A 23,584-nucleotide genomic window follows, 5' to 3' on the forward strand; every position below is an offset into this window, starting at 1 on the left:
GCGACTGGGGGCCGGCGGAGCCGCCGCGGCGGCGCAGGTACTTCTCGAACTCCTGAGCGATCTCGTCCCCGGTCAACGGGGTGATGCCCGCGTCACCGACGCGCTCCTCCAGCTCCCGTACGTACTCGCCGAGTTCGGCGTCCTGCTCGGCGGCGCTGCGTACCCGCTGCTCCCACTCGGCCGCCTCCTCGGCCAGGTCGGCCATCGGCACCGGCAGGTCGACCACCTCCTCGACCCGGTGCAGCAGGGCGAGGGTCGCCTTCGGGCAGGGCGGGTTGTTGGCGTAGTGCGGCACGTGCACCCAGAACGAGACGGCGTCGACCTCGGCGCGGGTGCAGGCGTCGTGCAGTACGCCGACGATGCCGGTCGGCCCGTCGTAGCGGGTGGGGGTGAGCTGGTAGCGCTTGGCCGCGTCGGCGTCGGAGGCGCTGCCGCTGATCGGCAGCGGCCGGGTGTACGGCACGTCGGCGAGCAGCGCGCCGAGCAGCACCACCCGCTCGACCTCCAGGCTGTGGCAGATCTCCAGCACCTGTTCACAGAAGGTGCGCCAGCGCATGCTCGGCTCGATGCCGCGGATCAGCACCACGTCCCGGTCGGTGCCGGCCGGGCTGGCCACGGTGAACCGGGTAGTCGGCCACTCGACCCGTCGGGTGGCGCCGTCGGACATGGCGATGGTGGGCCGGCTGACCTGGAAGTCGTAGAAGTCCTCCGGGTCCAGCTCGGTGATCGGCCGGGCCTGCCACACCTGCTCCAGATGCTCGACGGCGGCGGTCGAGGCGTCGGCGGCGTCGTTCCAGCCCTCGAAGGCGGCGATGGCGACCGGGGACCGCAGCACCGGCAGCCCGTCGAACTCGGTCACGCCGTCACCTCACCCTGCTCGTCACCGGCGACCCCGGGGTCGGCCCCGGTCCTCCGCCCGCCGTGCATGGTGGTGTCGCTGTAGTCCCTCACATCAGCCAGCCTACGTGCCCCGTCCGGACAGGGCCCGTCGGCCGCGCCGGTTCGGGCCGGTACCGGTGACGGCTTCTCGGCCGGTCACCGACGTGCGGCAACGCCAGACACCCGGCATAACAGATGAAAGCGGTCAGCGTGATCCGGGCGACACAATGTGGGAAGGGGCGGCGCGCGGGGATGCGGGCCCGCCGTACCGCACTAATCTGAGATCGTGCGGACTTCGTTGCTCGATGCGCTGGCAGACCGGATCCTCGTCACCGACGGGGCGATGGGGACGATGCTGCAGGCCGCGGACCTGACCATCGACGACTTCGACGGTCTGGAGGGGTGCAACGAGATTCTCAACGTCACCCGGCCGGACGTCGTACGCGGGGTGCACGAGGCGTACCTCGCCGCCGGCGCCGACTGCGTGGAGACGAACACCTTCGGCGCCAACCTGCCGAACCTCGCCGAGTACGGCATCGCCGACCGGATCTGGGAACTGTCCGAGGTGGGGGCGCGGCTGGCCCGGGAGGCCGCCGACGCGTACGAGACGCCGGAGCGGCCCCGCTGGGTGCTCGGCTCGATCGGCCCCGGCACGAAGCTGCCGACCCTCGGCCACGCCGACTACGCCAGCCTGCGGGACACGTCCCAGCAGAACGCCGGAGGTCTGATCGCCGGTGGCGCGGACGCGTTGATCATCGAGACCTGCCAGGACCTGCTCCAGGTCAAGGCCGCGGTGATCGGGTCGAAGCGGGCGATGGCCGAGGCCGGGCGTCAGCTGCCGATCATCGTCCACGTGGCGGTCGAGACCACCGGCACCATGCTGCTGGGCAGCGAGATCGGTGCGGCGCTGACCGCGATCGAGCCGCTCGGCGTCGACCTGATCGGTCTCAACTGCTCGACCGGCCCGGCCGAGATGGGCGAGCACCTGCGCTACCTGTCCCAGCACTCCCGCATCCCGGTGTCGGTGATGCCCAACGCCGGGCTGCCCGTGCTCACCCCGGACGGGGCGTACTTCCCGCTGAGCCCGGTGGAGCTGGCCGACGCCCTGGAACGGTTCGTCCTCGACTACGGTGTCGCGCTGGTCGGCGGCTGTTGCGGCACCACCCCCGAGCACATCCGGGTGCTCGCCGAGCGGCTGCGCGACGTCCGGCCGGTGACCCGTGAGCCCCGTACCGACCCGGGTGTCTCCTCGATCTACCACCACGTGCCGTTCGCCCAGGACGCCAGCGTGCTGATGGTGGGGGAGCGGACCAACGCCAACGGCTCCAAGGCGTTCCGGGAGGCGATGCTCGCCGCCGACTGGCAGTCCTGCGTGGAGATCGCCCGGGGTCAGGCCCGCGACGGCTCGCACCTGCTGGATCTCTGCGTCGACTACGTCGGCCGGGACGGCACCACCGACATGCGCGAGCTGGCCGGGCGGTTCGCCACCGCCTCCACCCTGCCGATCATGCTCGACTCGACCGAGCCGGCGGTGATCGAGGCTGGGCTGGAGATGCTCGGCGGCCGGTGCGTGGTCAACTCGGTGAACTTCGAGGACGGCGACGGCCCGGAGTCCCGGTACGCCAAGGTGATGCCGGTGGTCGCCGAGCACGGCGCCGCCGTGGTCGCGCTGCTCATCGACGAGGAGGGCCAGGCGCGTACGGCGGAATGGAAGGTACGCGTCGCCGGGCGGCTGATCGAAGACCTCACCGGCCGGTGGGGGCTGCGCCGCGCCGACATCCTCATCGACGCGCTGACCTTCCCGATCGCCACCGGCCAGGAGGAGACCCGCCGCGACGGCATCGAGACCATCGAGGCGATCCGGGAGATCGCCCGCCGCTGGCCGGGGGTGAACTTCACCCTGGGCATCTCGAACGTCTCCTTCGGGCTCAACCCGGCGGCCCGGCAGGTGCTCAACTCGGTCTTCCTGCACGAGTGCGTACAGGCCGGGCTCACCTCGGCGATCGTGCACGCCAGCAAGATCCTGCCGATGTCGAAGATCCCCGACGAGCAGCGTGAGATCGCCCTCGACCTGGTCTACGACCGCCGCCGCGAGGGCTACGACCCGGTACAGCGGTACATCGAGATCTTCGAGGGCGTCGACGCCGCCTCGGCGCGCGCCACCCGCGCCGAGGAGTTGGCGGCGCTGCCACTCAACGAGCGGCTCAAGCGGCGGATCATCGACGGCGAGCGCAACGGCCTGGAAGCCGACCTGGACGCGGCGATGGCCGCCGGCACCGCGCCGCTGGTCATCATCAACGACATCCTGCTGGACGGCATGAAGGTCGTCGGCGAGCTGTTCGGCTCCGGGCAGATGCAGCTGCCGTTCGTGCTCCAGTCCGCCGAGGTGATGAAGACCGCGGTGGCGCACCTCGAACCGCACATGGAGAAGGCCGACGACGGCGGCAAGGGCCGCATCGTGCTCGCCACGGTCAAGGGCGACGTGCACGACATCGGCAAGAACCTGGTCGACATCATCCTGTCCAACAACGGCTACGAGGTGGTGAACATCGGCATCAAGCAGCCGATCTCCGCCATCCTGGACGCCGCCGAGCAGCACCGGGCCGACGCCATCGGCATGTCCGGGCTGCTGGTCAAGAGCACGGTCATCATGAAGGAGAACCTCGCCGAAATGGCGTCGCGCGGAGTCGCGGAGCGCTGGCCGGTGCTGCTCGGCGGCGCGGCGCTGACCCGGGCGTACGTCGAGGACGACCTGCGGTCGATGTTCCCCGGCCAGGTGCACTACGCGCGGGACGCCTTCGAGGGGCTGTCCCTGATGGACCGGGTGATGACCGCCAAGCGCGGCGGCGCCCCGGTGATCGACGCCGAGCGGGAGGCGGCCCTGGCGGCCCGGCGGGCTCGCCGCGAACGGCAGCGCGCCGTGGTCGCCGAGTCCCTCCCGGAGCTGGACGACACCTCGGTGCGCTCAGACGTGGCCACCGACGTGCTGGTGCCGGTCGCGCCGTTCCACGGCACCCGGGTGGTCAAGGGTGTGCCGCTGGCCGACTACGCGGCGCTGCTGGACGAGCGGGCCACCTTCATGGGCCAGTGGGGGCTGCGCGGCGCACGCGGCGGCAAGGGCCCGTCGTACGAGGAACTGGTGGAGACTGAGGGCCGGCCCCGGCTGCGCTACTGGCTGGACCGGCTGATCGCCGACCAGGTGCTGGAAGCCGCCGTGGTGTACGGCTACTTCCCGGCCTACTCCGAGGGCAACGACCTGGTGGTGCTGGACGAGAACGGCCACGCCGAGCGGGCCCGGTTCTCCTTCCCCCGGCAGCGGCAGGAGCGGCGGCTGTGCCTGGCCGACTTCTTCCGTCCGCGCGGCGAGGAACTCGACGTGGTCGCGTTGCAGCTGGTCACCGTCGGCCAGCCGGTCAGTGAGTACGCGGCCAAGCTGTTCGCCCGCAACGAGTACCGCGACTACCTGGAGGTGCACGGCCTGTCCGTGCAGCTGACCGAGGCCCTCGCCGAGTACTGGCACCAGCGGGTCCGCTCCGAGCTGACCCTGCCCGACGGCCGCACCGTCGCCGACGACGACCCGACCGACCTGGCCGGCCTGCTCCGCACCGACTACCGGGGCTGCCGGTACGCGTTCGGCTACCCGGCCTGCCCCGACCTGGAGGACCGGGCGAAGATCGTGGAGCTGCTCGGCGCCGAGCGGATCGGCGTGCAGCTGTCCGAGGAGTTCCAGCTCGTGCCCGAGCAGGCCACCGACGCCATCGTCGTCCACCACCCCGAGGCCAGCTACTTCAACGCCAAGTAATCGGGCAAGTGCTCTGACCTGCGCAAGCTGGGCGTGCACACATTCGGGGACCGTCGAGGGGGTTGCCCAGCCGCTATCCTGCTGCCGTGTCTGAGCCGGAGCCGGGTGTCCACAGTGTCGCAACTGAGCACGCCGATCGACACGGCCCTATCGCCTCGCGGTGTGGTACTTGAGATCAGCGTTGGTGAGCTCGCCCGTTGGCTTTATCGATTTCGAACGCCTATGGCTGATCTGGCCATCGGTCATCGTCCTGGGCCTCATCTGCTTGTCGCCAGTGCGCTATATGGCGTATTTCGAGTGGAAAGTGCCCCAAGCCGATCTCGGCGCCATGCTTTGGCGAGACGCTTTCAGCCCACGCTTCCGGTAGCCGGTTCCGGTGGGCCGTGGGGACGCCGTCGGAGTGTCTCCGTTGAAGTCATGCGCGCTGGTAGCCTGACGCGTCTCGCGCGAGAGGTGGAGTCTGTCCGGTGCTCAGGATGGTGCTGCGTAGGTTAGTCGCGGTGGTAGCCGTCTGCATGGTGACCGCGTGCGGTTCTCCAACGGTTCATACAACGGATCGATCAGCGGGCGACACGATCACCTCCACGGCGCAGGCAGCGGGCTCGGCCACGGCCACGCCGCCAGCTTCCCCAGCAGTTCCGGCGACCGGCGGATCCGGCTACTCCGCGACACTGTCCGCACGCTTGTTGGCCACGGACTCAGTGCCGCCCGGATTCGCTGTGGAGATCGCGACAGTCATGGCGCCGGATGCTGGAGATCAACGCCCAGGCGTCGACGATTCCTGTTCGGACAGCATGATCCCGCTGCTGTCGGCCAGGCGGTTAACCGGGACTCCGTCGGCGATGGCGGCAGCGACCCTCAGCTTCGACGCGGATTCCGATGGCCTCTGGGTGGGAAGCGAAGTCCTCAGGACCTATGCCGACGACGGCGCACGACGAGCAATGACCGACCTGCGGACCTTCATCGGCCGTTGCCCCACCGTCACCTCGTCCGGCCTGGGCGTCGGCGGCACCTACCACTTCGCAATAGCACCAGGGCCACGGCTGGGCGATGACAGTATTCACGTCAGCTGCAGCTCGACGTCCGGTTCTGACGCGCTGACATGCGACAGCATCCTCGTCCGGATCGGAACCACTCTGGTGGTCGTACAGGAGCAGGGCAACAATTCCGGCGGCGACAAATACCTCACCCAGCTTGCCGAGGCCGCGCTCCGCAAATATCAGACGAGCGGATCCTGAATGGCCATAGGCGCCCCTGAGGCCAGGGCCACTTGCGACCCGAGTGGCGGACTTGGCCGGGCTGTGGCCGTAACTGGGCAGCGAGGTGAGATCGGGACTCAGATCCAGCGGCTACCCAGCCACATCCGGGCGGCCCATTCGGTGTACGGCAGCGGCTTGCCGACGTAGAGCGGATAGAAGTACGCGAAGCAGGCCGCGACCAGCAACACGTACGCGCCGGCGACGACGGCACCGATCAGGCGTCGGTCGTGATCGGACAGTGTGCTGCCGGTGGTGGTCGACGGGAACGTAGGAGCCGGGGTCATGATCGCGCCGAGGACGTAGACGACGGCGAGAACCAGGAACGGCTCCGCGGGGAGGGTGTAGAAGTAGAACATCGTCCGCTCGTCGGCGGCGGCGAAGTAGAACCAGGGCAGCAGACCGGCGAGAACGCCGGCCCAGATCGGGACGGCCCGCCAGTCCCGCCTCGCGATCCCGAACCAGGTCAACGCGGCCAGCGCCGGGATGAAGGACCACCAGAGTACGGGTGTCCCGAGGAGCAGCACCTCTCGGACGGCGGTTGACCCGCCGCAGGTCCCGTCGCACCACCAGTCGAAGGCGACTGGCCGGCCGAGCAGCAGCCACTGCCACGGCCAGGACTGGTACGGATGCGCCTTCGCCAGCGTGGTGTGGAACCCCAGCGCCTCCACGTGATAGTGCCAGAGGTTCTGCAGCGCGCCCACGATCGGCAACTCGGTGCGGCCGGTGTCGCGCAGCCAGTGCCGCAGGTATCCGCCGTCGGTGAACAGCCACCCCGACCAGCTTGCCAGGTAGACCACGAGGAAGAGCACGCCACCGAGGGCCAACCAGCCGAGCTGACCGAACAGACCGTCCCGCCACGGTCTCGGTACGCCGGCGGAGCGGCGTGCCTGGATCTCCCAGTAGAGCATCAGCATCGTGAAGACGAGCACGTACCAGACGCCGCTCCACTTGACCGCGCACGCGCAGCCGAGCAGTACGAAGGTGGCCAGGCGCCACCAGGGCACCGAGAACGGCGGGCGGCCGGCCGGTCCCGGCGCGGTGGGGTCGAGGCCGGCTTCGAGCGCCCGCAGCCAGTGTCGCCGGCGGGCGTCGCGGTCGAGCAGCAGGGTGCCGAACGCGGCGAGGATGAAGAACATCAGGAAGATGTCGAGCAGCGCTACCCGGGACATCACCAGGTGCATGCCGTCCAGCGCCATCAGCAGCCCTGCCGCGCAGCCCAGCACGGTGGACCGGAACATCCGCCGTGCCACGCGTACCAGGATCAGCACCGACAGGGTGCCGACGACCGCGGCGGAGATGCGCCAGCCGATCTCGTTGTAGCCGAAGACCAGCTCGCCGAGCCCGATCATCCACTTGCCCAGCGGCGGGTGGACGACGTACGCGGCGGTGTTGTTCTTCTCGTCCCACTCGAAGCCGCGCTGTAGGAGGTGGTGCGCCTCGGTGGCGTAGTAACGCTCGTCGAAGATCTTGCCGGGTGGACTGCCCAGATTGGCCAGCCGCAACACGCCGGCGATGGCGACGACCACCGCGGTGGCCAACCAGGAGCAGACGCCGCCGCTCGCCTCGAACGGTGACAGGCGTCGCCGGACGATCTCCGGAACCTCGCGCCGGACGATCTCCGGAACTTCGCGGGGGACGGTGCCGGCGGAATCGGCGACGGCTGGCGTACCGGCGGCTTGTCCTTCCCCACGGGTCGCCATCACGCAGATCGTAGGTGAGTGACCGCGCCTCTCGCAGGCCCACCGACGTTCGATCTGGACGTACGGTCGAGATGCAGCTGGAAGTAGCGGTCGGAGACCTCGATGATGTAGTCCCGGAGCAGGGCCGTCGCCTCGGCGGAGCTAACGGGAGCTGGAGTGACGGTCCAGTGGGGTGGTGGTGGCGCTCACGAGTGGCGTCCGGGCTCGTCCGGGACCAGGGTGCGGATGCGTCGGGGGCCGTGCAGCCAGGGTGCGATCCGCGGCGTCGCCACGATCAGCGCGACCGCGAGCAGCGTGATCACTGACTGCCCGATCCGGCCCGGCGTGATGCCGGGCGAGGGATCCAGCACGTAGTTGGCGTATCCGTTGGCCGCCGCATCGGTGACGAGGATGGCGCAGCCGAGCAGCAAACCCTCGACCCGGCGTAGCGCCAGCAGCAGCGCCGCGAGCGGGTCCAGCACGGTCAGCGACGTGAAGTAGAACAGCAGCCAGGTGGGGGTCGACGCGTCCGGCCCGCCGGGCCGGACGCCGAGCAGGTCGCCCAGGTGCACGATCCCGCCGTAGGCGAACACGACGACGACGGCGACGACCAGGACGCGTACCCGACGGGGTACCCCTGCCCACCGGTGGGCGGCCGAGTTGGTCATGGGCCGACCGGCGGCGCGGCGACCATGAGGCCTCCTCGTTCTCCCCTGGGGCGGGGATCCGCCCGTGCCGTGCCGATCCTAGTGACGCCGAGGGCTTCCCGTCAGAGGCGTACGGCGCGGTGAGCTACCGAGCGGGGCGTCCGGTCTAGTGGCGGCGTGCGGCGCGATCGTGGCGGGCGGCTGCTCGGGCGTGGGCGATCGTGAGTAGCCGGTCGATCTCGGGCAGCAGATGTGGGCCGGGCATGACGATGCTGCCGAAGCCGTGGAGCGCGTAGGCCGGGTGCGGCACGACGGTGTCGAGGCTGGCGAAGTCGAAGGTGTGCCGGTGCTGCTCGAAGTCCTTGGGCGGGAAGCCGAACAGCCGCTCGAACTCGGCTCGGCCCAGGTCGAGGTTGAGGCGGAAGACGCCGGGGCGGTCGAGTTGGGAGGCTTCGTCGAAGCCGGGCACGTCGTGTTCGACGATCGTGGCGAAGGGCTGGCGGCGGTCCGGGCCGACGAAGAAGAAGCGGTCGCCCCAGGAGCCCTCCGGTGATCCGTTCTCCTCGCTCGCCACGAGCTGCTCGACGCCGGGCAGCGCGAGGATCCGGCCGGCGAGCATGGCCGGGCCAGTGCCGGTCGGGATGTGCAGCACCACATCCGCGTGCTCGATGGTGGCCTGATCCAGCGGGAAGTAGCGGTAGTCGTGCGTCCTCTGCTCGGCATGTTCGACTGCGGACGCCCGGACGTACCGGGGAAGCGGGGACTCCTGCTGGAGTTTCCCTTCGTACGTCGAAGGGCCGGGCGCGTCGATGCCGAGCGCGGGGCTTGCGCCGAGGCTGCCGGCGATCACCGCGTATCGGTCGCTGAGCAGCGATCCGACGATCGCGCCGGCGCTGAACCACGACAGCTCCGTCCCGGCCATCGTCATCGTGCTCGAATCGCGTCGCAGGTGCTGGTTGTGCGCGAAGACCAGCGTCGGCCCGCGGTGCGCCTCGGCCGCGCGGATCGCGAGCAGGTTCTCGGCCATCAGCGCGTCCCGGGCCGCGACCAGGCGGGCGATGCGTTCCTCCTGCGCCAGGGGTGCGGCGGCCGCCGCGTGGTAGCGCAGCACCGCGACCGCCGCCGTTGCCTGCACGAACGCCGCCTGCCAGCCGTCGGGTCGCCGAGGCGCCTGTAGGTACAGCTCGGTCAGCAGGTCGTCGGCGATCACCCGCAGGCGCTGGGCGTCGGCGGTCCGCCCGATCGATCTGCCCGGCTCCCAGATCGCGGCCGTTTCGCTCCACCGGGACTCGTCACCGACCAGGTCGTCGATCTCCGCTGACCGGTCGGCGCCGAGGAAATCGCAGACCTGGACGAGGTAGCGGCGTGGGCTCGGGACGCTGTCGATCTCCAGCGGGGCATCGAAGCCGTGGAACGTCAGGCGCTCGGCCGCCGGCCGCCCGGCGTTCCAGTCGCGCATCCGGAGCAGCAAATCACGGTTGGCCGGTGCGGTGCCGAACCCGTGGCTGAACCCCTCCGCGAGCGCGCGGTCGAGCGTTACGGCGGCAGAGCCCTGGACGAACCCGTCGGCGATCAGCCCGGCGGCCCGGTCGCTCTCCAGCGCGATCGACCGGTAGCCACGCTCGGTCAGCGACATGAAGATCTCGTTGCGGATCTGTAGGAAGGCGGATTCGCCATGCGTTGGCTCGCCGAGCGCGAGCAGGGTTGGCGGTACGGCGAGCAGGTCGAGGAAGGACGTCACTCCATCGACCGTATCGTTGAACTGCCCGTTGAGACTTCCGAGCGATCGGACGCTATAGAAGCTGTGAAACCCTCAAAACCCGGGGTACGCCGACCAGTCGACCTCGCACGGGTGCACGGCCTGTCGGTGCAGGCCGTGCGCAACTACGAGCGCGACGGCGTCCTGCCGCCGGCCGAACGCAGCCCGACCGGCTACCGCCGGTTCACGGAGGTGCACGCCAAGGCCCTGAGCGCCTACCTCGCACTGATCCCCGGCCACGGCTACGCGGCCGGTGGCGAGATCATGCGCGCCGTCAACCGGGGTGAGATCGACACGGCGTTACGCGTCATCGACCACAGCCATGCCCTGTTGCAGCGCGACCGCGAGACCCTGGACGCGGTCGAGGCGGCCGTCGCGATCCTCACCGGAACCGGGCGGGAGCCCCAGAGCCGAAACGCCGTGCCGATCAGCGCGCTGGCGCATCGGCTCGGCGTACGACCCGCGACCCTGCGCAAGTGGGAGCGGGCCGGGATCCTGAGGCCGGCTCGCGATCCCGCGACCCGCTACCGCGTCTACTCACCGGACGACGTCCGCGACGCCGAACTCGCTCACCTGCTGCGCCGCGGCGGGTACCGGCTCGATCACATCGCCGGCGTGCTGCACCGGGTACGCGACGCCGGCGGCACCGAACCACTCGCCGCGTCGCTGGGCCAGTGGCGCGAACGGCTCACCGGGCGCGGCAGAGCCATGCTCACCGGCGCCGCCCGACTCGCCGAGTACCTCGACAGCGGCACCGGGCCCACCGCACAGCCGCGCTGACTTTCCCGCCTTCGCGCGGCGCGAGCAGCGTGATCACTGCCTGGGGAACGCAGCGCCGATGGGGGACTCCTGAGCGGGTTCGCCGCTCATGATCATGTCTGCTGGCCGAGGATGGAGGCCATGCTCGCGTTGCGCCGCTCCATGACCACCTGGACTGTCTCCGTGCCGATCGCGGCGCTCGTGGTGTTGGCGCTGACCTGGAACCGGAAGCTCAGCGGCGTCATGGTGGTCGTGGTCGCCGCGTTCCTGGCCGGTGCGGTGCTCGCCGCCGTCCACCATGCCGAGGTGGTCGCGCACAAGGTCGGCGAGCCGTACGGGTCACTTGTCCTCGCGGTGGCGGTCACCGTCATCGAGGTCGCCCTGATCGTCACCCTGATGATCAGCGGCGGGCAGAAGACCCAGTCGCTGGCCCGGGACACCGTCTTCGCCGCCGTCATGATCACCTGCAACGGCATCCTCGGCCTGTCCCTGCTCATCGGCGCGCTACGCCGACGCCTGGCCGTGTTCAACCCCGAAGGCACCGGCGGCGCCCTGGCCACCGTGGCCACCCTCGCCACCCTGAGCCTGGTGGTGCCGACCTTCACCATCGGCCGGGCCGGCCCGGAGTTCAGCCCCGCCCAACTCACCTTCGCCGCGGTCGTCTCACTGGCCCTGTACCTCCTGTTCGTCATGGTCCAGACCGGACGCCACCGCGACTATTTCCTCCCCGTCAACCGCAAGGGCGAGATCCTCCCGGAGGAGGTGCACGCGGACCCACCCACCACCCGACGCGCGCTGATCAGCCTCGGTCTGCTCCTCGTGGCCCTGGTCGCCGTCGTCGGCGACGCCAAGTCGGTCTCCCCGGCCATCGAGTCCGGCGTCGCCGCGGTGAACCTGCCGCCGGCCTTCGTCGGCGTGATCATCGCCCTGCTCGTCCTCCTCCCCGAAACCCTCGCCGCGGCCCGCGCCGCCCGCCGCGACCGGGTGCAGATCAGCCTCAACCTGGCCCTCGGCTCCGCCATGGCCAGCATCGGCCTCACCATCCCGGCCATCGCGATCGCCTCCATCTGGCTGGAGGGACCGCTGCTGCTCGGCCTCGGCGGCACCCAGGTCACCCTGCTCGCGCTGACCGTCATCACCGGCGTGCTCACCGTCGTGCCGGGCCGGGCCACCCTGTTGCAGGGCGGCGTACACCTCGTCCTGCTCGCCGCCTTCGTCTTCCTCGCCGCCAGCCCGTGACCAAGAGCGCGGTGCGCCCCCTTTGGTGGCCGGGGGCGCGCCGACTGAACCGGGCGGGCCGGGAAGGCGTAACAGACGGCGACGGGCGTGCCGGTCGTACCGTCGGGGTACTTGATCCGGCATCGCCGAGACGGGAGGGACGCGGTGGCGGAAGGTGGGCGAGGGCAGCGTCGGGGAAGGCTCGCCGGCCTGGCGGTGGCGCTGGTGGCGGCGGCCGCGTGCATGGTGGAGCCGGTAAGCGAGCCGGAGCAGCCGACCGAGCCACGGGAGGCGACGTCGCCGAGCGCCGAGGTGACCCGGGCCGACGGCACCGACACGGTCGAGGAGTTCCGGCAGGACCTGGCCGACGCCCAGCACGTCGCCGAGCAGTACTGGGCCGAGCAGTTCCAGGCCTCGGGGCAGTCGTTCCGGCCGATCCGGCGGATCATCCCGTACCAGCGTGACGGTGAGGTCTCCTGCGGCGGGCAGGAGGTGCCCCGCAACAACGCGGTCTACTGCACGGTCAGCGACTTCATCGCGTACGACATCAACTGGTCGTTCGGCGCGTTCCGGCAGATCGGCGACGCGTTCGTGTTCTACCTGCTCGGCCACGAGTACGCGCACGGCATCCAGACCCGGCTGGGAATTCGCTACAGCTTCACGATCCAGCAGGAGTTGCAGGCCGACTGCATGGCCGGGGCGTACCTCGGCGATTCGGTGCGTGCCGGCCGGCTCACCCTCGAAGACGGCGACCTCGACGAGTTCAACGAGGGGCTGCTGGCCGTCGGCGACGACCCGGGCCAGCCGTGGTTCGCCGAGGGGTCGCACGGCACGCCGGAGCAGCGGGCCGAGGCGTTCTTCCGTGGGTACGAGCGGTCGCTGTCCGCCTGCGATCTGGGTTGAGAAAGGTCACTGTGTCGGGCGCGCCGCGGCGGCGGGCTGACAGGATCCACCAGGTACCCGCACCCGAGGAGGATCCGGTGACCAGCCGCCACCCCGCCGCCGTGCTCTTCGACATGGACGGCACCCTGGTCGACAGCGAGCAGCTGTGGGACGTCGCGTTGCAGGAACTCGCGCAGACGTACGGCGGCACCCTCTCCGTCGCGGCCCGCCGCGCGATCGTCGGCACCGGCATGGCCGACTCGATGCGCATCCTGCACGAAGACCTGGGCCAGCCGCACCGGGACCCGGCGGCCAGCGCGGCGTGGATCAACGCCCGGATCCTGGAGTTGTTCCGCACCGGCCTGCAGTGGCGGCCCGGGGCGCTGGCATTGCTGGCGGCGGTCCGCGCGGCGCGGATCCCGACCGCCCTGGTCACCTCGAGCGGCCGGGCCCTCGTCGAGATCGCCCTGGACACCCTCGGTCGGGACAGCTTCGACGTGGTGGTCTGCGGCGACGAGGTCGACTCGACCAAGCCCCACCCGGAGCCCTACCTGACGGCCGCGCGGCTGCTCGACGTGCCGATCGAGCGCTGCGTGGCGATCGAGGACTCGGCGACCGGGGTGGCCAGCGCGGTCGCCGCCGGGGCGGCGGTGCTGGCCGTGCCGGCGGAGGTGCCGCTGACGCCCCGAGACGGCGTGCACCAACTGGAGAGCCTGCTCGCGGCGGACCTGGAACTGCTCGCCGGGCTGCTGACCCGGGCGCGTTAAGCGGGCTGCTGACCCGGCGCGTTAAGAAGGGCCCCCTGTACAACGCGCCAGGCGTTAACAGGGGGCCCCTCCTTGCATCTCAGTCGTGGGCGATGGCGCCCAGGACGTTGATCCGGGCGGCGCGGATCGAGGGCAGGACCGCGGCGACCACACCGATGATCGCGGCCAGGCCGAGGAAGACGCCCATCTGGCCCCAGGGCAGGACCAGCTTGTTGATCCCCTCGTCGCGCAGCGCCTCCACCACCGCGGCGCCGAGGCCGGCGCCGACGGCCACGCCGAGCAGCGCGCCGAACACCGAGATCACCACCGCCTCCACGGTGATCATGCCCATGGTCTGCGACCGGCGCAGGCCGATGGCGCGCAGCAGGCCCAGCTCGCGGGTCCGCTCCAGCACCGACAGGGCCAGGGTGTTGACGATGCCGAGTACGGCGATCACGATGGCCAGCGCCAGCAGGATCTGGATCATCTGGAGCAGGCCGTCGAGCTGGCTGGCCTGCTGGTCGATGAACCCGTCGAGGTCGATCACCGAGACCTCTGGGCTGTTCGCGAGCAGCGCCTCGACGCGCGGCTGCACGTCCGCCACCCGGGTGCCGGGTTCGAGCTGGATGAAGCCCTGGATCGGCTGCTGGATGCTGAAGTCGCGGGCCGCCTCGGTTGGCAGCACCGCCTGCGTCCCGAACAGTGCCGTGCTCTGGAAGATGCCGCTGATCGTGTACGTCCGCTCCGCACCGCGGGCCAGCTGCACCGCCAGCGTCGAGCCGACCGACAGGCCGCGCGACTCGGCCGCGTCCGAGCTGACCAGCATCTGGTTCGGTGCCAGCTGGTCGATGTCACCGGCGGTGGCCGTGACCCCGTAGACCTGCCGCAGCGCCGACGGTTCCGTCAGGGCGCCCACCCAGGTGTGCTCGCCGCCGATCTGGGCCATGTCGCCGTAGAGGCCGTCGGCGATCCGCACCCCGGGAATCGCCTTCGCCTCGGCCAGCACCGCCGGGTCGAAGCTCGGCGGGCGGGGGCCGCTTTGCGCCCCGGCGATCACCAGCTCGGCCTTGATGGTGTCCTGGGCCAGGCCGCTGATGCTGCTCTTGGCCGAGTCGAGGATCACCGTGATGCCGGTGACCAGGGCGATGCCGACCATCAGCGCGGCGGCGGTGATGGCCGTCCGGCGAGGGTTGCGTCCGGAGTTGAGCCGGCCCAGCTTGCCCGGCGTCCAGCCGGAGAAGACCGCGCCGAGCGCCGCCACCACCGGCCGGCTGATCAGCGGCGTGAGCAGTGCCACGCCGATGAAGGCGAACAGCACGCCGCCGAGGATGGTGGCCAGGGTGTTGCCACGCGCGTGGCCGCCCAGGCCGAGGAAGAGCAGGGTGGCGCCGAGGGCGGTCACCACCGCCCCGGCCACGGTCACCTTGGTCAGCGGCCGGTCCGGGGTGGCGACATCCTGCATCGCCGCGATCGGGGGGATCCGCGCGGCGCGCAGCGCCGGCAGCAGCGCCGCCAGCACGGTGATCACCAGGCCGACCGCGAACGCGCCGATCACCGCCGCTGCGGGCATGCCCAGCGTGGCCAGGGTCAGCCCACCGGCGACGTTGCTGAACGCGTACGCCAGCAGCGCGCCGACACCGAAGCCGGCGGCCAGGCCGAGCACCGAGGCGACCAGGCCGATGGCGATCGCCTCCAGCACGACCGAGCCGATGATCTGCTTGCCGCTGGCGCCGACGGCCCGCAGCAAGGCCAGTTCCCGGGTGCGTTGGGCCACGATGATCGAGAAGGTGTTCAGGATCAGGAACGTGCCGACCAGCAGCGCCACGGCGGCGAAGCCGAGCAGGATCCGGTTGAAGAAGGCCAGTCCTTCCTTCAGTCCGGCGGCGGCGTCGGCGGAGAGTTGCTCGCCGGTCTTGACCACGTAGTCGTCGCCCAACGCGGCGGCCACCGAGTCGCGCAGCGACTCGTCGGAGACACCCGACGCGGACCTGATCACGATGTTGTTGAAGACGTCCTGCTCACCGAGCATCAGCCGCTGGGCCGCCGGGGTGGTGAACATGACCTCGTTGACGCCGCCGAGGGAGTCCCGGTCGCCGCTGTAACCGAAGACACCGACGATGGTGAACTCTTCCTTCGGCGCCAGGGTGAGCACCCCGACCCGGTCGCCGACTGCGACCTTGCCCGCGGTCGCCAACGCCTTGTTGATCACGATCTCGTCGTCGGCGCGTGGCTCCCGGCCCTCGCGCAGCTGCACCAGGTCGCTCTCGCCGACCCAGTTGCCGCCCAACTGCGGCGGGCCGAACGAGGTGACCACCTTGCCGTTGCTGCCGATCAGCCGCGCCCCGTCGGCGACCACCGTGCCGGTGGCCTCGGCCACCCCGGGTACCGCCCGCACGGTCTCGACGGCGGCCGCCGGGAAGGGCGTCTGGATCTGCTCGCCCTCGAACTCGTTGACCGCGAGTTTCGGCTTGGCGGCCACGTTGACGTCGACCTCGGCGTACGCGTCGGCGAAGATCTGGTCGAAGGAGCGGCCCAGGGTGTCGGTGAGCACGAAGGCGCCGGAGACGAACATGACGCCGAGCACCACGGCCAGGCCGGACAGCACCAGCCGGACCTTGCGGGCCAGCAGGCTCTTCAGAGTCGCCCGGAACATCAGCCGGCCACCTCGGCGGGAGTGTCCAGCTTCTTCATCGTGTCCAGCACCGTGTCGGCGGTCGGCTCGATCAGCTCCGAGACGATCTGCCCGTCGGCGAGGAAGACCACCCGGTCGGCGTACGCCGCCGCCGTCGGGTCGTGGGTGACCATGACGATGGTCTGGCCGTGCTCGCGTACCGAGTTGCGCAGGAAGTTGAGCACTTCCGCGCCGGAGCGCGAGTCCAGGTTGCCGGTCGGCTCGTCGGCGAAGATCACCTCAGGGCGGGCCACCAGCGCCCGGGCGCACGCCACCCGCTGCTGCTGACCACCGGAGAGCTGCGCCGGCCGGTGGTCCAGCCGGTCCCGCAGCCCGACCGTGTCGATCACGACGTCGTACCAGGCCGGGTCCGCCTTGCGGCCGGCGATCGACAGCGGCAGCAGGATGTTCTCCTTGGCCGTCAGGGTGGGCAGCAGGTTGAACTGCTGGAAGATGAAGCCGACCTTGTCCCGGCGCAGCTTCGTCAGCCCGGCGTCGCCGAGCCCGGTGACCGTGGTCTCGCCGACGTGCACCGTCCCCCGGGTCACCGTGTCCAGCCCGGCCAGGCAGTGCATCAACGTCGACTTGCCGGACCCGGACGGGCCCATGATCGCCGTGAACCGGCCGCGCTCGAACTCGGCGCTTACCCCCCGCAGCGCGATGACCTGCGCCTCACCGCTGCCGTATACCTTCCACACGTCGCTCGCCCGGGCTGCGGCCGGGGCCGGCTGGCCTGTCGTAGCGGTCACGTCTAAACCTCTCCGTCGCTGTCAAATCGCGCCGCCCCCGCTGGTCCGGCACGAGTTCCATCATCTGTGCTGCCCGGCGCGGATCCGTCCGACTCCGGGCGGAGCCGAGGCGGATTTCCGGGTGCGGGTACCCCCCACGCGGAGTCAGGGTTGTCCCCGACTCCGCACCGGCCGGCCACGCCGCCGGGCCGGTGCACGATCATCGTGAGCGTTGCCGCCACGTGAGGGTCAACCACTTTACGCCGCTGATCGTCACGGTAGGTGACGGATGCAACGGCCGCGTTACGCGCCGGGTCGGACCAGACCCGACTCGTACGCCAGCACCACCGCCTGCACCCGGTCGCGCAGCCCGAGCTTGGTCAGCACATGCCCGACGTGGGTCTTGATGGTGGTCTCGCTGACCGACAGCGTCCGGGCGATCTCCGCGTTGGACAGCCCCCGGGCGACCTGCACGAGCACCTCCCGTTCGCGTTCGGTGAGGGCGCTGAGGCCCTTCGGTGGCGACGCCGCCGGGTCGGGCAGCGCGTCGGCGAAGCGGTCCAGCAGCCGCCGCAGGATCCGCGGCGCCACCACCGCGTCGCCGCCCGCCACCGTGTGGATCGCGGTGACCAGGTCCTCGGCCGGTACGTCCTTGGCCAGGAAGCCGCTCGCCCCGGCCCGCAGCGCACCCACCACGTACTCGTCGAGGTCGAAGGTGGTCAGGATGAGCACCCGCACCGGCAGCCGGGCGTCGACGATGGCCCGGGTCGCGGTCACCCCGTCCATCCGCGGCATCCGGATGTCCATCAGCACCACGTCGGGCAGCAGCCGGCGGGACAGCTCCACCGCCTCCACCCCGTCGCCGGCCTCGGCCACGATGTCCAGGTCCGGCTCCGCGCCGAGCACCATCCGGAAGCCGGTACGCAGCAGCGGCTGGTCGTCGGCGAGCAGGATGCGCACCGGCCGGGTCGGCGCCGTCGGATCCGTCATGTCGTTCTCCACCTTCGCTGTCACGCTGCCGCACACGGGTGCGCCGTCGCCCGGACGCGCGCCGGGTTCGGTGCCGTCGTCACCGGCTGCTGCCGCCGTCGACCAGGGGCTCGACCGGGATCCGCGCGTACACCCGGTAGCCGCCGCCGGGACGCGGCCCGGTGCGCAGGACACCACCGTAGAGGCCGACCCGCTCCCGCATCCCGACCAGGCCGTGCCCGATCCGGTGGGTGTCCGGCGTCGGCCCCCGGCCGGTGTCGGTGACCTCGACCTCGACGGCGTCGGCGGCGAAGCTCACCCGCACCTGCGCGGTGGCCGCGCCGGCGTGCTTGAGCGCGTTGGTCAACGCCTCCTGCACGATCCGGTACACGGTCAGCGCCTCCCCCTCCTCCAGCGCCCCCGGGGTGCCCGCCACCGTCAGCGTCACCGGCAGCCCGGCCTCGCGGACCTGCTCGGTCAACGCCTCGATGCCGGCGATCCCCGGCTGCGGCGCCAGCTCGGCGGCCGGCTCGGCCTCGGTACGCAGCACGTCCAGCAGCCGGCGCAGCTCCCGCAGGGTCGCCCGGCTGGTCTCCTCGATGGTGCCGATCGCCTCGTCGGCGGCGTCCGGGTCACGACGCAGCACCCGGCGTACCCCGGTGGCGAGCACCCCCATCACGCTGACGTGGTGGGCCACCACGTCGTGCAGCTCCCGGGCGATGCGCCGCCGCTCGTCGGCGACCGCCTGCTCGGCCAGGGCCCGCTGGTTGGCCTCGGCGGTCCGGGCCCGCTCCCGCAACGCCTCGGTGGAGGACCGCCGGGCGTGCAGCGTGCGACCCACCGAGAACGACACGATCCCGACCAGGAGGCTGTTCGCCACCAGGTACGCGGAGCTAATCTGCGGCAGACCCTCGGGCGGCACCAGGGTGTTCACCGCCGCCACCGGCAGCCACAGCGCCACCGCCGCCACCAGCGCCGGGCGCACCGGACGGTACGCGGCCATCGTGTAGGTGAGCACGACGAAGGTGAGACTCTGCGTGGTCGGGGCCACGTCGATCGTGATCGGCAGCACCAGGCTCGCCAGCGCGGCCAGCACGGCGGGCCACGGCGCCACCCGGCGCAGCGCCACCGGTGCCGCGCACAGCACGCTCCAGCCCAGCGCCGCGGGCAGCGGCCGGGGCCAGAACTCCGGCGGGGTCAGCAGGGTGAGCACGACCTCCGCGAGGACCAGCCCGGCGGCCAGCAGCGTGTCACCCGCCAGCGGTCGCCGGCGCAGCCATTCCCTCGGATCCGTGCTCACGTCACGACGCTAGCCGCCCTTGCCGGCGAAAGATCGTCTTGCGTGGTGACGTGGTCGTCCTCCCTGGGGAGGAGAGCTACTCGTCGGCGCCCGGCGGCGCCGGACGGGAGCGGGCGTCGCGCAGCGGATCCGGCGTCGGCGGCTGCTCGGGGAAGGGCGGCGGGGTGCCGCCGTAGCTCGGGCACAGCGCCTGGTGGTTGCACCAGTCGCACAGCCGGCTCGGCCGGGGGCGGAAGTCCCGCGCGGCGGTGGCCTGCTCGATCGCCCGCCACAACGCCACCACCGTGCGCTCGAACCGGGTCAACTCCTCCTCGTCGGGGGTGTAGTCGCACACCTCGGCGTCGCGCAGGTAGAGCAGGCGCAGCACTCGGGGGACCACGCCCCGGGTGCGCCACAGCACCAGCGCGTAGAACTTCAGCTGGAACAGGGCGCGGGCCTCGAACGCCTCGCGCGGCGCGCCGCCGGTCTTGTAATCCACCACCCGCAGCGCGCCGTCCGGGGCGACGTCGAGCCGGTCGAGGTAGCCCCGGATCAGCAACTCGTCGTCGACCACCGCGGAGATCAGGCTTTCCCGCTCGGCGGGCTCCAGCCGGCGCGGATCCTCCACCGCGAAGTAGCCCTCCAGCAGGGCCGCCGCCGAGCGCAGGAACTCCGCCGAGGTGAGCGGACCGTCCCCCTCGAACAGCCCGGTCAGCTCCGGCTGCTCGGTGACCAGGCGGTCCCACTGTGGGGCGACGAGGTCGCCGGCCGCGGCCGGGGTGCGCCCGCCCGACGGCAGATCGAACAGCCGCTCCAGCACCGCGTGCACCAGCGTGCCGCGGGCCTGCTCGACGGTGGGCCGCTCGGGCAGCCGGTCGATGCTGCGGAACCGGTAGAGCAGCGGGCAGGTCTTGAAATCCGCCGCCCGCGACGGTGACAGCGAGGCCCTAACGGTCGCCGGCAACTGCGTCGGAGTCGGAGCCTGCTCAGTGATCACCGGATCCGCCGTCATGCCCCGGAACACTAGGGCACCGGTGTGACAGGCGGGTCGCCGCCGCACCGGTAGGTGATCTCCGGCCGCGTAGCATCAGGCCGATGGAGCAGTCGATGGAGCAGCGGAGGCGACCGCGGCCGGGCCGGCGTTCCGGCTTGCGGGTGGGTCGCGTCTTCGGGGTGCCGCTGTACCTGAACGCCTCGATCCTGCTGCTCGCCCTGCTGATCACCGTCCTGTACGGCGAACTGGCCGGCCAGCGGCTGCAGCTGTCCCCGGTCGGTGGCTACCTGGTCGGCGCCGGGTTCGTCGTCTCGCTGCTCGGTTCGGTGCTGGCCCACGAACTCGGCCACGCCCTGACCGCCCGCCACTTCGGTATCGGTGTGCGGGGGATCACCCTGGAACTGCTCGGCGGGTACACCGAGATGGATCGCGACGCCCCGTCACCCCGGGTGGACCTGCTGGTGTCGCTGGCCGGGCCGGCGGTCTCCGCGGTGCTCGGCGTGGCCGCGGTCGCCGCGACGCTGGCCCTGCCCGACGGCACCGTCGCCGACCAGCTCGCCTTCCAGCTGGCGGCGAGCAACGTCATCGTCGCGGTGTTCAACATCCTGCCCGGGTTGCCGCTGGACGGTGGTCGGGCCCTGCGGGCCGCGGTCTGGGCGGTCACCCGGGACCGGCACCTGGCCACCGAGGTGGCCGGCTGGGCCGGCCGGGTCGTCGCGGTCGGCACCGCGCTGCTGGTGGCGCTGCTCTACGCGGCCGACGTGCTGAGCCTGGTGGCGCTGCCGCTGACCGTGCTCGTCGCGCTCACCCTCTGGCACGGCGCCGGGCAGGCGATCAGGCTGTCCCGCATCGGCCGGCGGCTCCCGCTGATTGACCTGGCCCGACTGGCCCGGCCGGTGTTCGCGGTGCCCACCGGCACCCCGCTGGCCGAGGCCCAGCGCCGGGCCGCGGCGGCGCCGCAAGGGGGCCCGGAAACGGCGCCGGAACACCGGGCCGCGGCGCCGGAGCGGCCCGCCGCGTTGCTGGTGACCGACTCCGCGGGCCGGCCGGTGGCCGTGGTCGACCCGGCCGCCGCGGCGGCCGTGCCGGAGGCCCGTCGGCCCTGGCTGGCCGTTGACGCGGTGGCCCGCTCGGTCGCCGACCTGCCGACCATGCCGGTGGCCACCGACGGGGAGCAGGTGCTGGAGACCGTGCAGGCCCACCCGGGCGCGCAGTACGTGGTGACGGCAGGCGAAGATGTCGTCGGAATTCTGCACATCGCGGATCTGGCTCAACTGCTCGAACCTCACCGGAAGATGAACACGTGACCGTCACCCACTCCACCCCGGCCGCCCCGGGCGCCGACGCGCCCGCCGAGAAGCCGGAGCTGCCCGCCGTGCACCGTGGGCCGTTCCGGCCCGGCGACCGGGTGCAGCTGACCGACCCCAAGGGACGGATGCACACGGTCACCCTGGAACCGGGCAAGGCGTTCCACACCCACCGGGGCATCCTCCAGCACGACGCGCTGATCGGCCTGCCCGACGGCAGTGTGGTCAGCACCGCCGGCGGCGGCACCGCCTTCCTGGCGCTGCGTCCGCTGCTGTCGGACTACGTGCTGTCCATGCCCCGCGGCGCCCAGGTGATCTACCCCAAGGACGCGGCGCAGATCGTCGCCATGGGCGACGTCTTCCCCGGCGCGAAGGTCCTGGAGGCCGGCGCCGGCTCCGGGGCGCTGAGCTGCTCGCTGCTGCGCGCGGTCGGCACTGCCGGGGAACTGCACTCGTACGAGCTGCGGGACGACTTCGCCCAGATCGCCCGGCGCAACGTCGAGGCGTTCTTCAACGGGCCGCACCCGGCCTGGCACCTGCACGTCGGGGACGTCGCCGATTGCGCGGAGACCGGTTTCGACCGGATCATCCTGGACATGCTGACGCCGTGGGAGAACCTCGACATGGTCGAGCGCGCGCTGCTGCCCGGCGGCGTGTTCATCGGGTACGTGGCCACCACGCCGCAGCTGTCCGAGCTGGTCGAGGCGCTGCGTGAGCGCGGCGGCTGGACCGAGCCGCGGGCCTGGGAGTCGTTGGTGCGGGACTGGCACGCCGAAGGGCTTGCGGTTCGGCCCGACCACAGGATGATCGCCCACACCGCTTTCCTCGTCTCCGCGCGTAAGCTCGCCCCCGGAGTCACCGCACCGCCGCGACGTCGCAAGCCCAGCAAGGGCACCGAGGCGTACGTGCAACGCCGGCAGGCGCTGCGCGACGCGGAGGCGGCCCGGCAGGCGGCGGCGCAGGCCGACGGGACGCAACCGGACGCGACGCAGGAGGTGGACAGGTCGTGACGGCGGAGGTGGCGGCATGAGTGAGCGCAGCGAGCGAATCGTCGGCTCGGCGAGGTGACGGCATGAGCCGTCCCGGTTTCGGCGGCGACCTGCCGGCGGTCTTCCCCGACTGGTCGCCCTACACCGACCTGGAGTCGGCGGCGCGGGCCTACCTGCGGGACCCGGACGTCGCCCTGGAGGCGCTCGGCGGGGTGCTGCGCGGGGCGTCGGTGCTCGGCTTCACCCTGGAACGCTTCGTCAACGAGGTCAACGGGGTGTGGCAGGAGGTCGTCGTCTGCGACGGCAGCCGCCTGGTCCTCTGGCACGGCGAGGACGTGCCGCCGGGGGAGGGGCCAGCGGGCTCGATGACCTCGTCGTTGCGGGTGGTGCCGGTCTCCTCGGTCACCGAGGTCGGCTGCCGCCGTCGGCTGTTCCGCCACGAGAACGGCGAGATCCGGGTCGACAGCATCGACGTCTATCTGCTGCTGACCTCGCTGGACGAGACCCCGCCCAGCGAGGAGGCCGCCGGTGGGCCGCGCCACGACGCGTTGCGCTTCGGCAAGACCCTCGACGACGGTGGCGCCGGGCAGATCGCCCGGCTGGAGGAGTTCGCCCGGCTGGTCGCCTCGGTGGTCGGCCGCCCGCTGCTGTAGCCGCGCCGCTGCGGTCGCCCGCTGGCAGTGGGCCGGGCCGCCGCGGTCGTCGGCTGTCAGTGGGCCGGGCCGCGGCGGTCGTCGGCTGTCAGTCGTCCTCGGCGTCCGGCCCGGCCACCTCGACGCCGTCGCTGCCGCGTACGACGTGGATGCACTCGCCCGGGCATTCCTTCGCCGAGTCGATCACCTCGAGGCGCAGGTGCTCCGGCACGTCCACCCGGGTGCCCGGGGTCAGCCGAAGCTCGCCGTCGGGACCCTTGACGTACGCCAGGCCGTCGACGTCGAACTCGAAGACCTCCGGCGCGTACTGGACGCACAGCCCGTCGCCCGTGCACAGGTCCTGATCCACCCAGACCTGCAGTTG

At 71.5% G+C, this 23,584-nt stretch carries 19 protein-coding genes; 9 read left to right on the forward strand and 10 right to left on the reverse strand.

Annotated elements, in window-relative coordinates:
• A partial coding sequence (locus tag C1I95_RS16505; protein WP_111214728.1) for a PAC2 family protein occupies positions 1 to 859 on the reverse strand: 859 nt, incomplete at its 3' end.
• A 306-nt stretch (positions 860 to 1,165) separates the two neighbouring features.
• Here C1I95_RS16505 and metH point away from each other — a divergent pair.
• Positions 1,166 to 4,681, forward strand: a complete 3,516-nt coding sequence (metH, locus tag C1I95_RS16510; protein ID WP_199523781.1) for a methionine synthase — start codon at positions 1,166 to 1,168, stop codon at positions 4,679 to 4,681.
• Between the two features lie 719 nt (positions 4,682 to 5,400).
• Positions 5,401 to 5,919 (forward strand): hypothetical protein, encoded by a 519-nt coding sequence (locus C1I95_RS16520; protein ID WP_146605740.1) that lies wholly within the window; start codon positions 5,401 to 5,403, stop codon positions 5,917 to 5,919.
• A 98-nt stretch (positions 5,920 to 6,017) separates the two neighbouring features.
• Here the strand turns inward: C1I95_RS16520 and C1I95_RS16525 are convergent, their stop codons facing one another.
• The 3 genes from C1I95_RS16525 to C1I95_RS16535 form a co-directional block, all read right to left on the reverse strand.
• Entirely contained in the window at positions 6,018 to 7,640 is a 1,623-nt protein-coding gene (locus tag C1I95_RS16525) for a dolichyl-phosphate-mannose--protein mannosyltransferase (protein ID WP_111214732.1), read from the reverse strand.
• Between the two features lie 185 nt (positions 7,641 to 7,825).
• Positions 7,826 to 8,287 (reverse strand): hypothetical protein, encoded by a 462-nt coding sequence (locus C1I95_RS16530; RefSeq protein ID WP_111214733.1) that lies wholly within the window; start codon positions 8,285 to 8,287, stop codon positions 7,826 to 7,828.
• 145 nt (positions 8,288 to 8,432) lie between these two features.
• Positions 8,433 to 10,007 carry a DUF6194 family protein gene (locus C1I95_RS16535; RefSeq protein WP_111214734.1) on the reverse strand — a complete coding sequence of 525 codons (1,575 nt, stop codon included), beginning with the start codon at positions 10,005 to 10,007 and terminating at the stop codon, positions 8,433 to 8,435.
• 54 nt (positions 10,008 to 10,061) lie between these two features.
• On the opposite strand from C1I95_RS16535, the gene C1I95_RS16540 reads away from it, so the two are divergent.
• The 4 genes from C1I95_RS16540 (at position 10,062) to C1I95_RS16555 (ending at position 13,651) form a co-directional block, all read left to right on the forward strand.
• Entirely contained in the window at positions 10,062 to 10,805 is a 744-nt protein-coding gene (locus tag C1I95_RS16540; RefSeq protein WP_233513708.1) for a MerR family transcriptional regulator, read from the forward strand.
• 120 nt (positions 10,806 to 10,925) lie between these two features.
• Positions 10,926 to 12,023 carry a calcium:cation antiporter gene (locus tag C1I95_RS16545; RefSeq protein ID WP_111214742.1) on the forward strand — a complete coding sequence of 366 codons (1,098 nt, stop codon included), beginning with the start codon at positions 10,926 to 10,928 and terminating at the stop codon, positions 12,021 to 12,023.
• A gap of 114 nt (positions 12,024 to 12,137) precedes the next feature.
• Positions 12,138 to 12,905, forward strand: coding sequence for a neutral zinc metallopeptidase (locus tag C1I95_RS16550; protein ID WP_111214743.1), 768 nt, complete (start codon positions 12,138 to 12,140; stop codon positions 12,903 to 12,905).
• 101 nt (positions 12,906 to 13,006) lie between these two features.
• A complete protein-coding gene (locus C1I95_RS16555; protein WP_111214744.1) occupies positions 13,007 to 13,651 on the forward strand; it encodes an HAD family hydrolase in 645 nt (214 codons plus the stop codon).
• Between the two features lie 79 nt (positions 13,652 to 13,730).
• Here the strand turns inward: C1I95_RS16555 and C1I95_RS16560 are convergent, their stop codons facing one another.
• The 5 genes from C1I95_RS16560 to C1I95_RS16580 form a co-directional block, all read right to left on the reverse strand.
• Complete coding sequence (locus tag C1I95_RS16560) at positions 13,731 to 16,283, reverse strand: ABC transporter permease (RefSeq protein WP_111214735.1); 2,553 nt, start codon at positions 16,281 to 16,283, stop codon at positions 13,731 to 13,733.
• Positions 16,283 to 17,050 (reverse strand): ABC transporter ATP-binding protein, encoded by a 768-nt coding sequence (locus C1I95_RS16565; RefSeq protein ID WP_111214736.1) that lies wholly within the window; start codon positions 17,048 to 17,050, stop codon positions 16,283 to 16,285. The genes C1I95_RS16560 and C1I95_RS16565 overlap by 1 nt, the downstream gene beginning before the upstream one ends.
• A 282-nt stretch (positions 17,051 to 17,332) precedes the next feature.
• Positions 17,333 to 18,019 carry a response regulator gene (locus C1I95_RS16570; RefSeq protein ID WP_111214745.1) on the reverse strand — a complete coding sequence of 229 codons (687 nt, stop codon included), beginning with the start codon at positions 18,017 to 18,019 and terminating at the stop codon, positions 17,333 to 17,335.
• Between the two features lie 79 nt (positions 18,020 to 18,098).
• On the reverse strand, positions 18,099 to 19,298 hold the full coding sequence (locus C1I95_RS16575) for a sensor histidine kinase (RefSeq protein WP_111214737.1): 1,200 nt from the start codon (positions 19,296 to 19,298) through the stop codon (positions 18,099 to 18,101).
• Positions 19,299 to 19,374: 76 nt separating this feature from the next.
• Positions 19,375 to 20,289, reverse strand: a complete 915-nt coding sequence (locus tag C1I95_RS16580; protein WP_111214738.1) for a RecB family exonuclease — start codon at positions 20,287 to 20,289, stop codon at positions 19,375 to 19,377.
• Between the two features lie 95 nt (positions 20,290 to 20,384).
• On the opposite strand from C1I95_RS16580, the gene C1I95_RS16585 reads away from it, so the two are divergent.
• The 3 genes from C1I95_RS16585 to C1I95_RS16595 all read left to right on the forward strand — a co-directional run bounded on the left by C1I95_RS16585 (position 20,385) and on the right by C1I95_RS16595 (position 23,220).
• Positions 20,385 to 21,578, forward strand: coding sequence for a M50 family metallopeptidase (locus tag C1I95_RS16585; protein WP_111214747.1), 1,194 nt, complete (start codon positions 20,385 to 20,387; stop codon positions 21,576 to 21,578).
• Positions 21,579 to 21,637: 59 nt separating this feature from the next.
• On the forward strand, positions 21,638 to 22,588 hold the full coding sequence (locus C1I95_RS16590; RefSeq protein ID WP_111214746.1) for a tRNA (adenine-N1)-methyltransferase: 951 nt from the start codon (positions 21,638 to 21,640) through the stop codon (positions 22,586 to 22,588).
• Between the two features lie 62 nt (positions 22,589 to 22,650).
• Complete coding sequence (locus C1I95_RS16595; protein ID WP_111214739.1) at positions 22,651 to 23,220, forward strand: hypothetical protein; 570 nt, start codon at positions 22,651 to 22,653, stop codon at positions 23,218 to 23,220.
• Positions 23,221 to 23,308: 88 nt separating this feature from the next.
• Here the strand turns inward: C1I95_RS16595 and C1I95_RS16600 are convergent.
• Positions 23,309 to 23,584 (reverse strand): ferredoxin (locus C1I95_RS16600; protein ID WP_111214740.1); only part of this gene is annotated, 276 nt, incomplete at its 5' end.

The sequence above is a fragment of the Micromonospora craterilacus genome (assembly GCF_003236315.1).
Classification (GTDB): Bacteria; Actinomycetota; Actinomycetes; order Mycobacteriales; family Micromonosporaceae; genus Micromonospora; species Micromonospora craterilacus.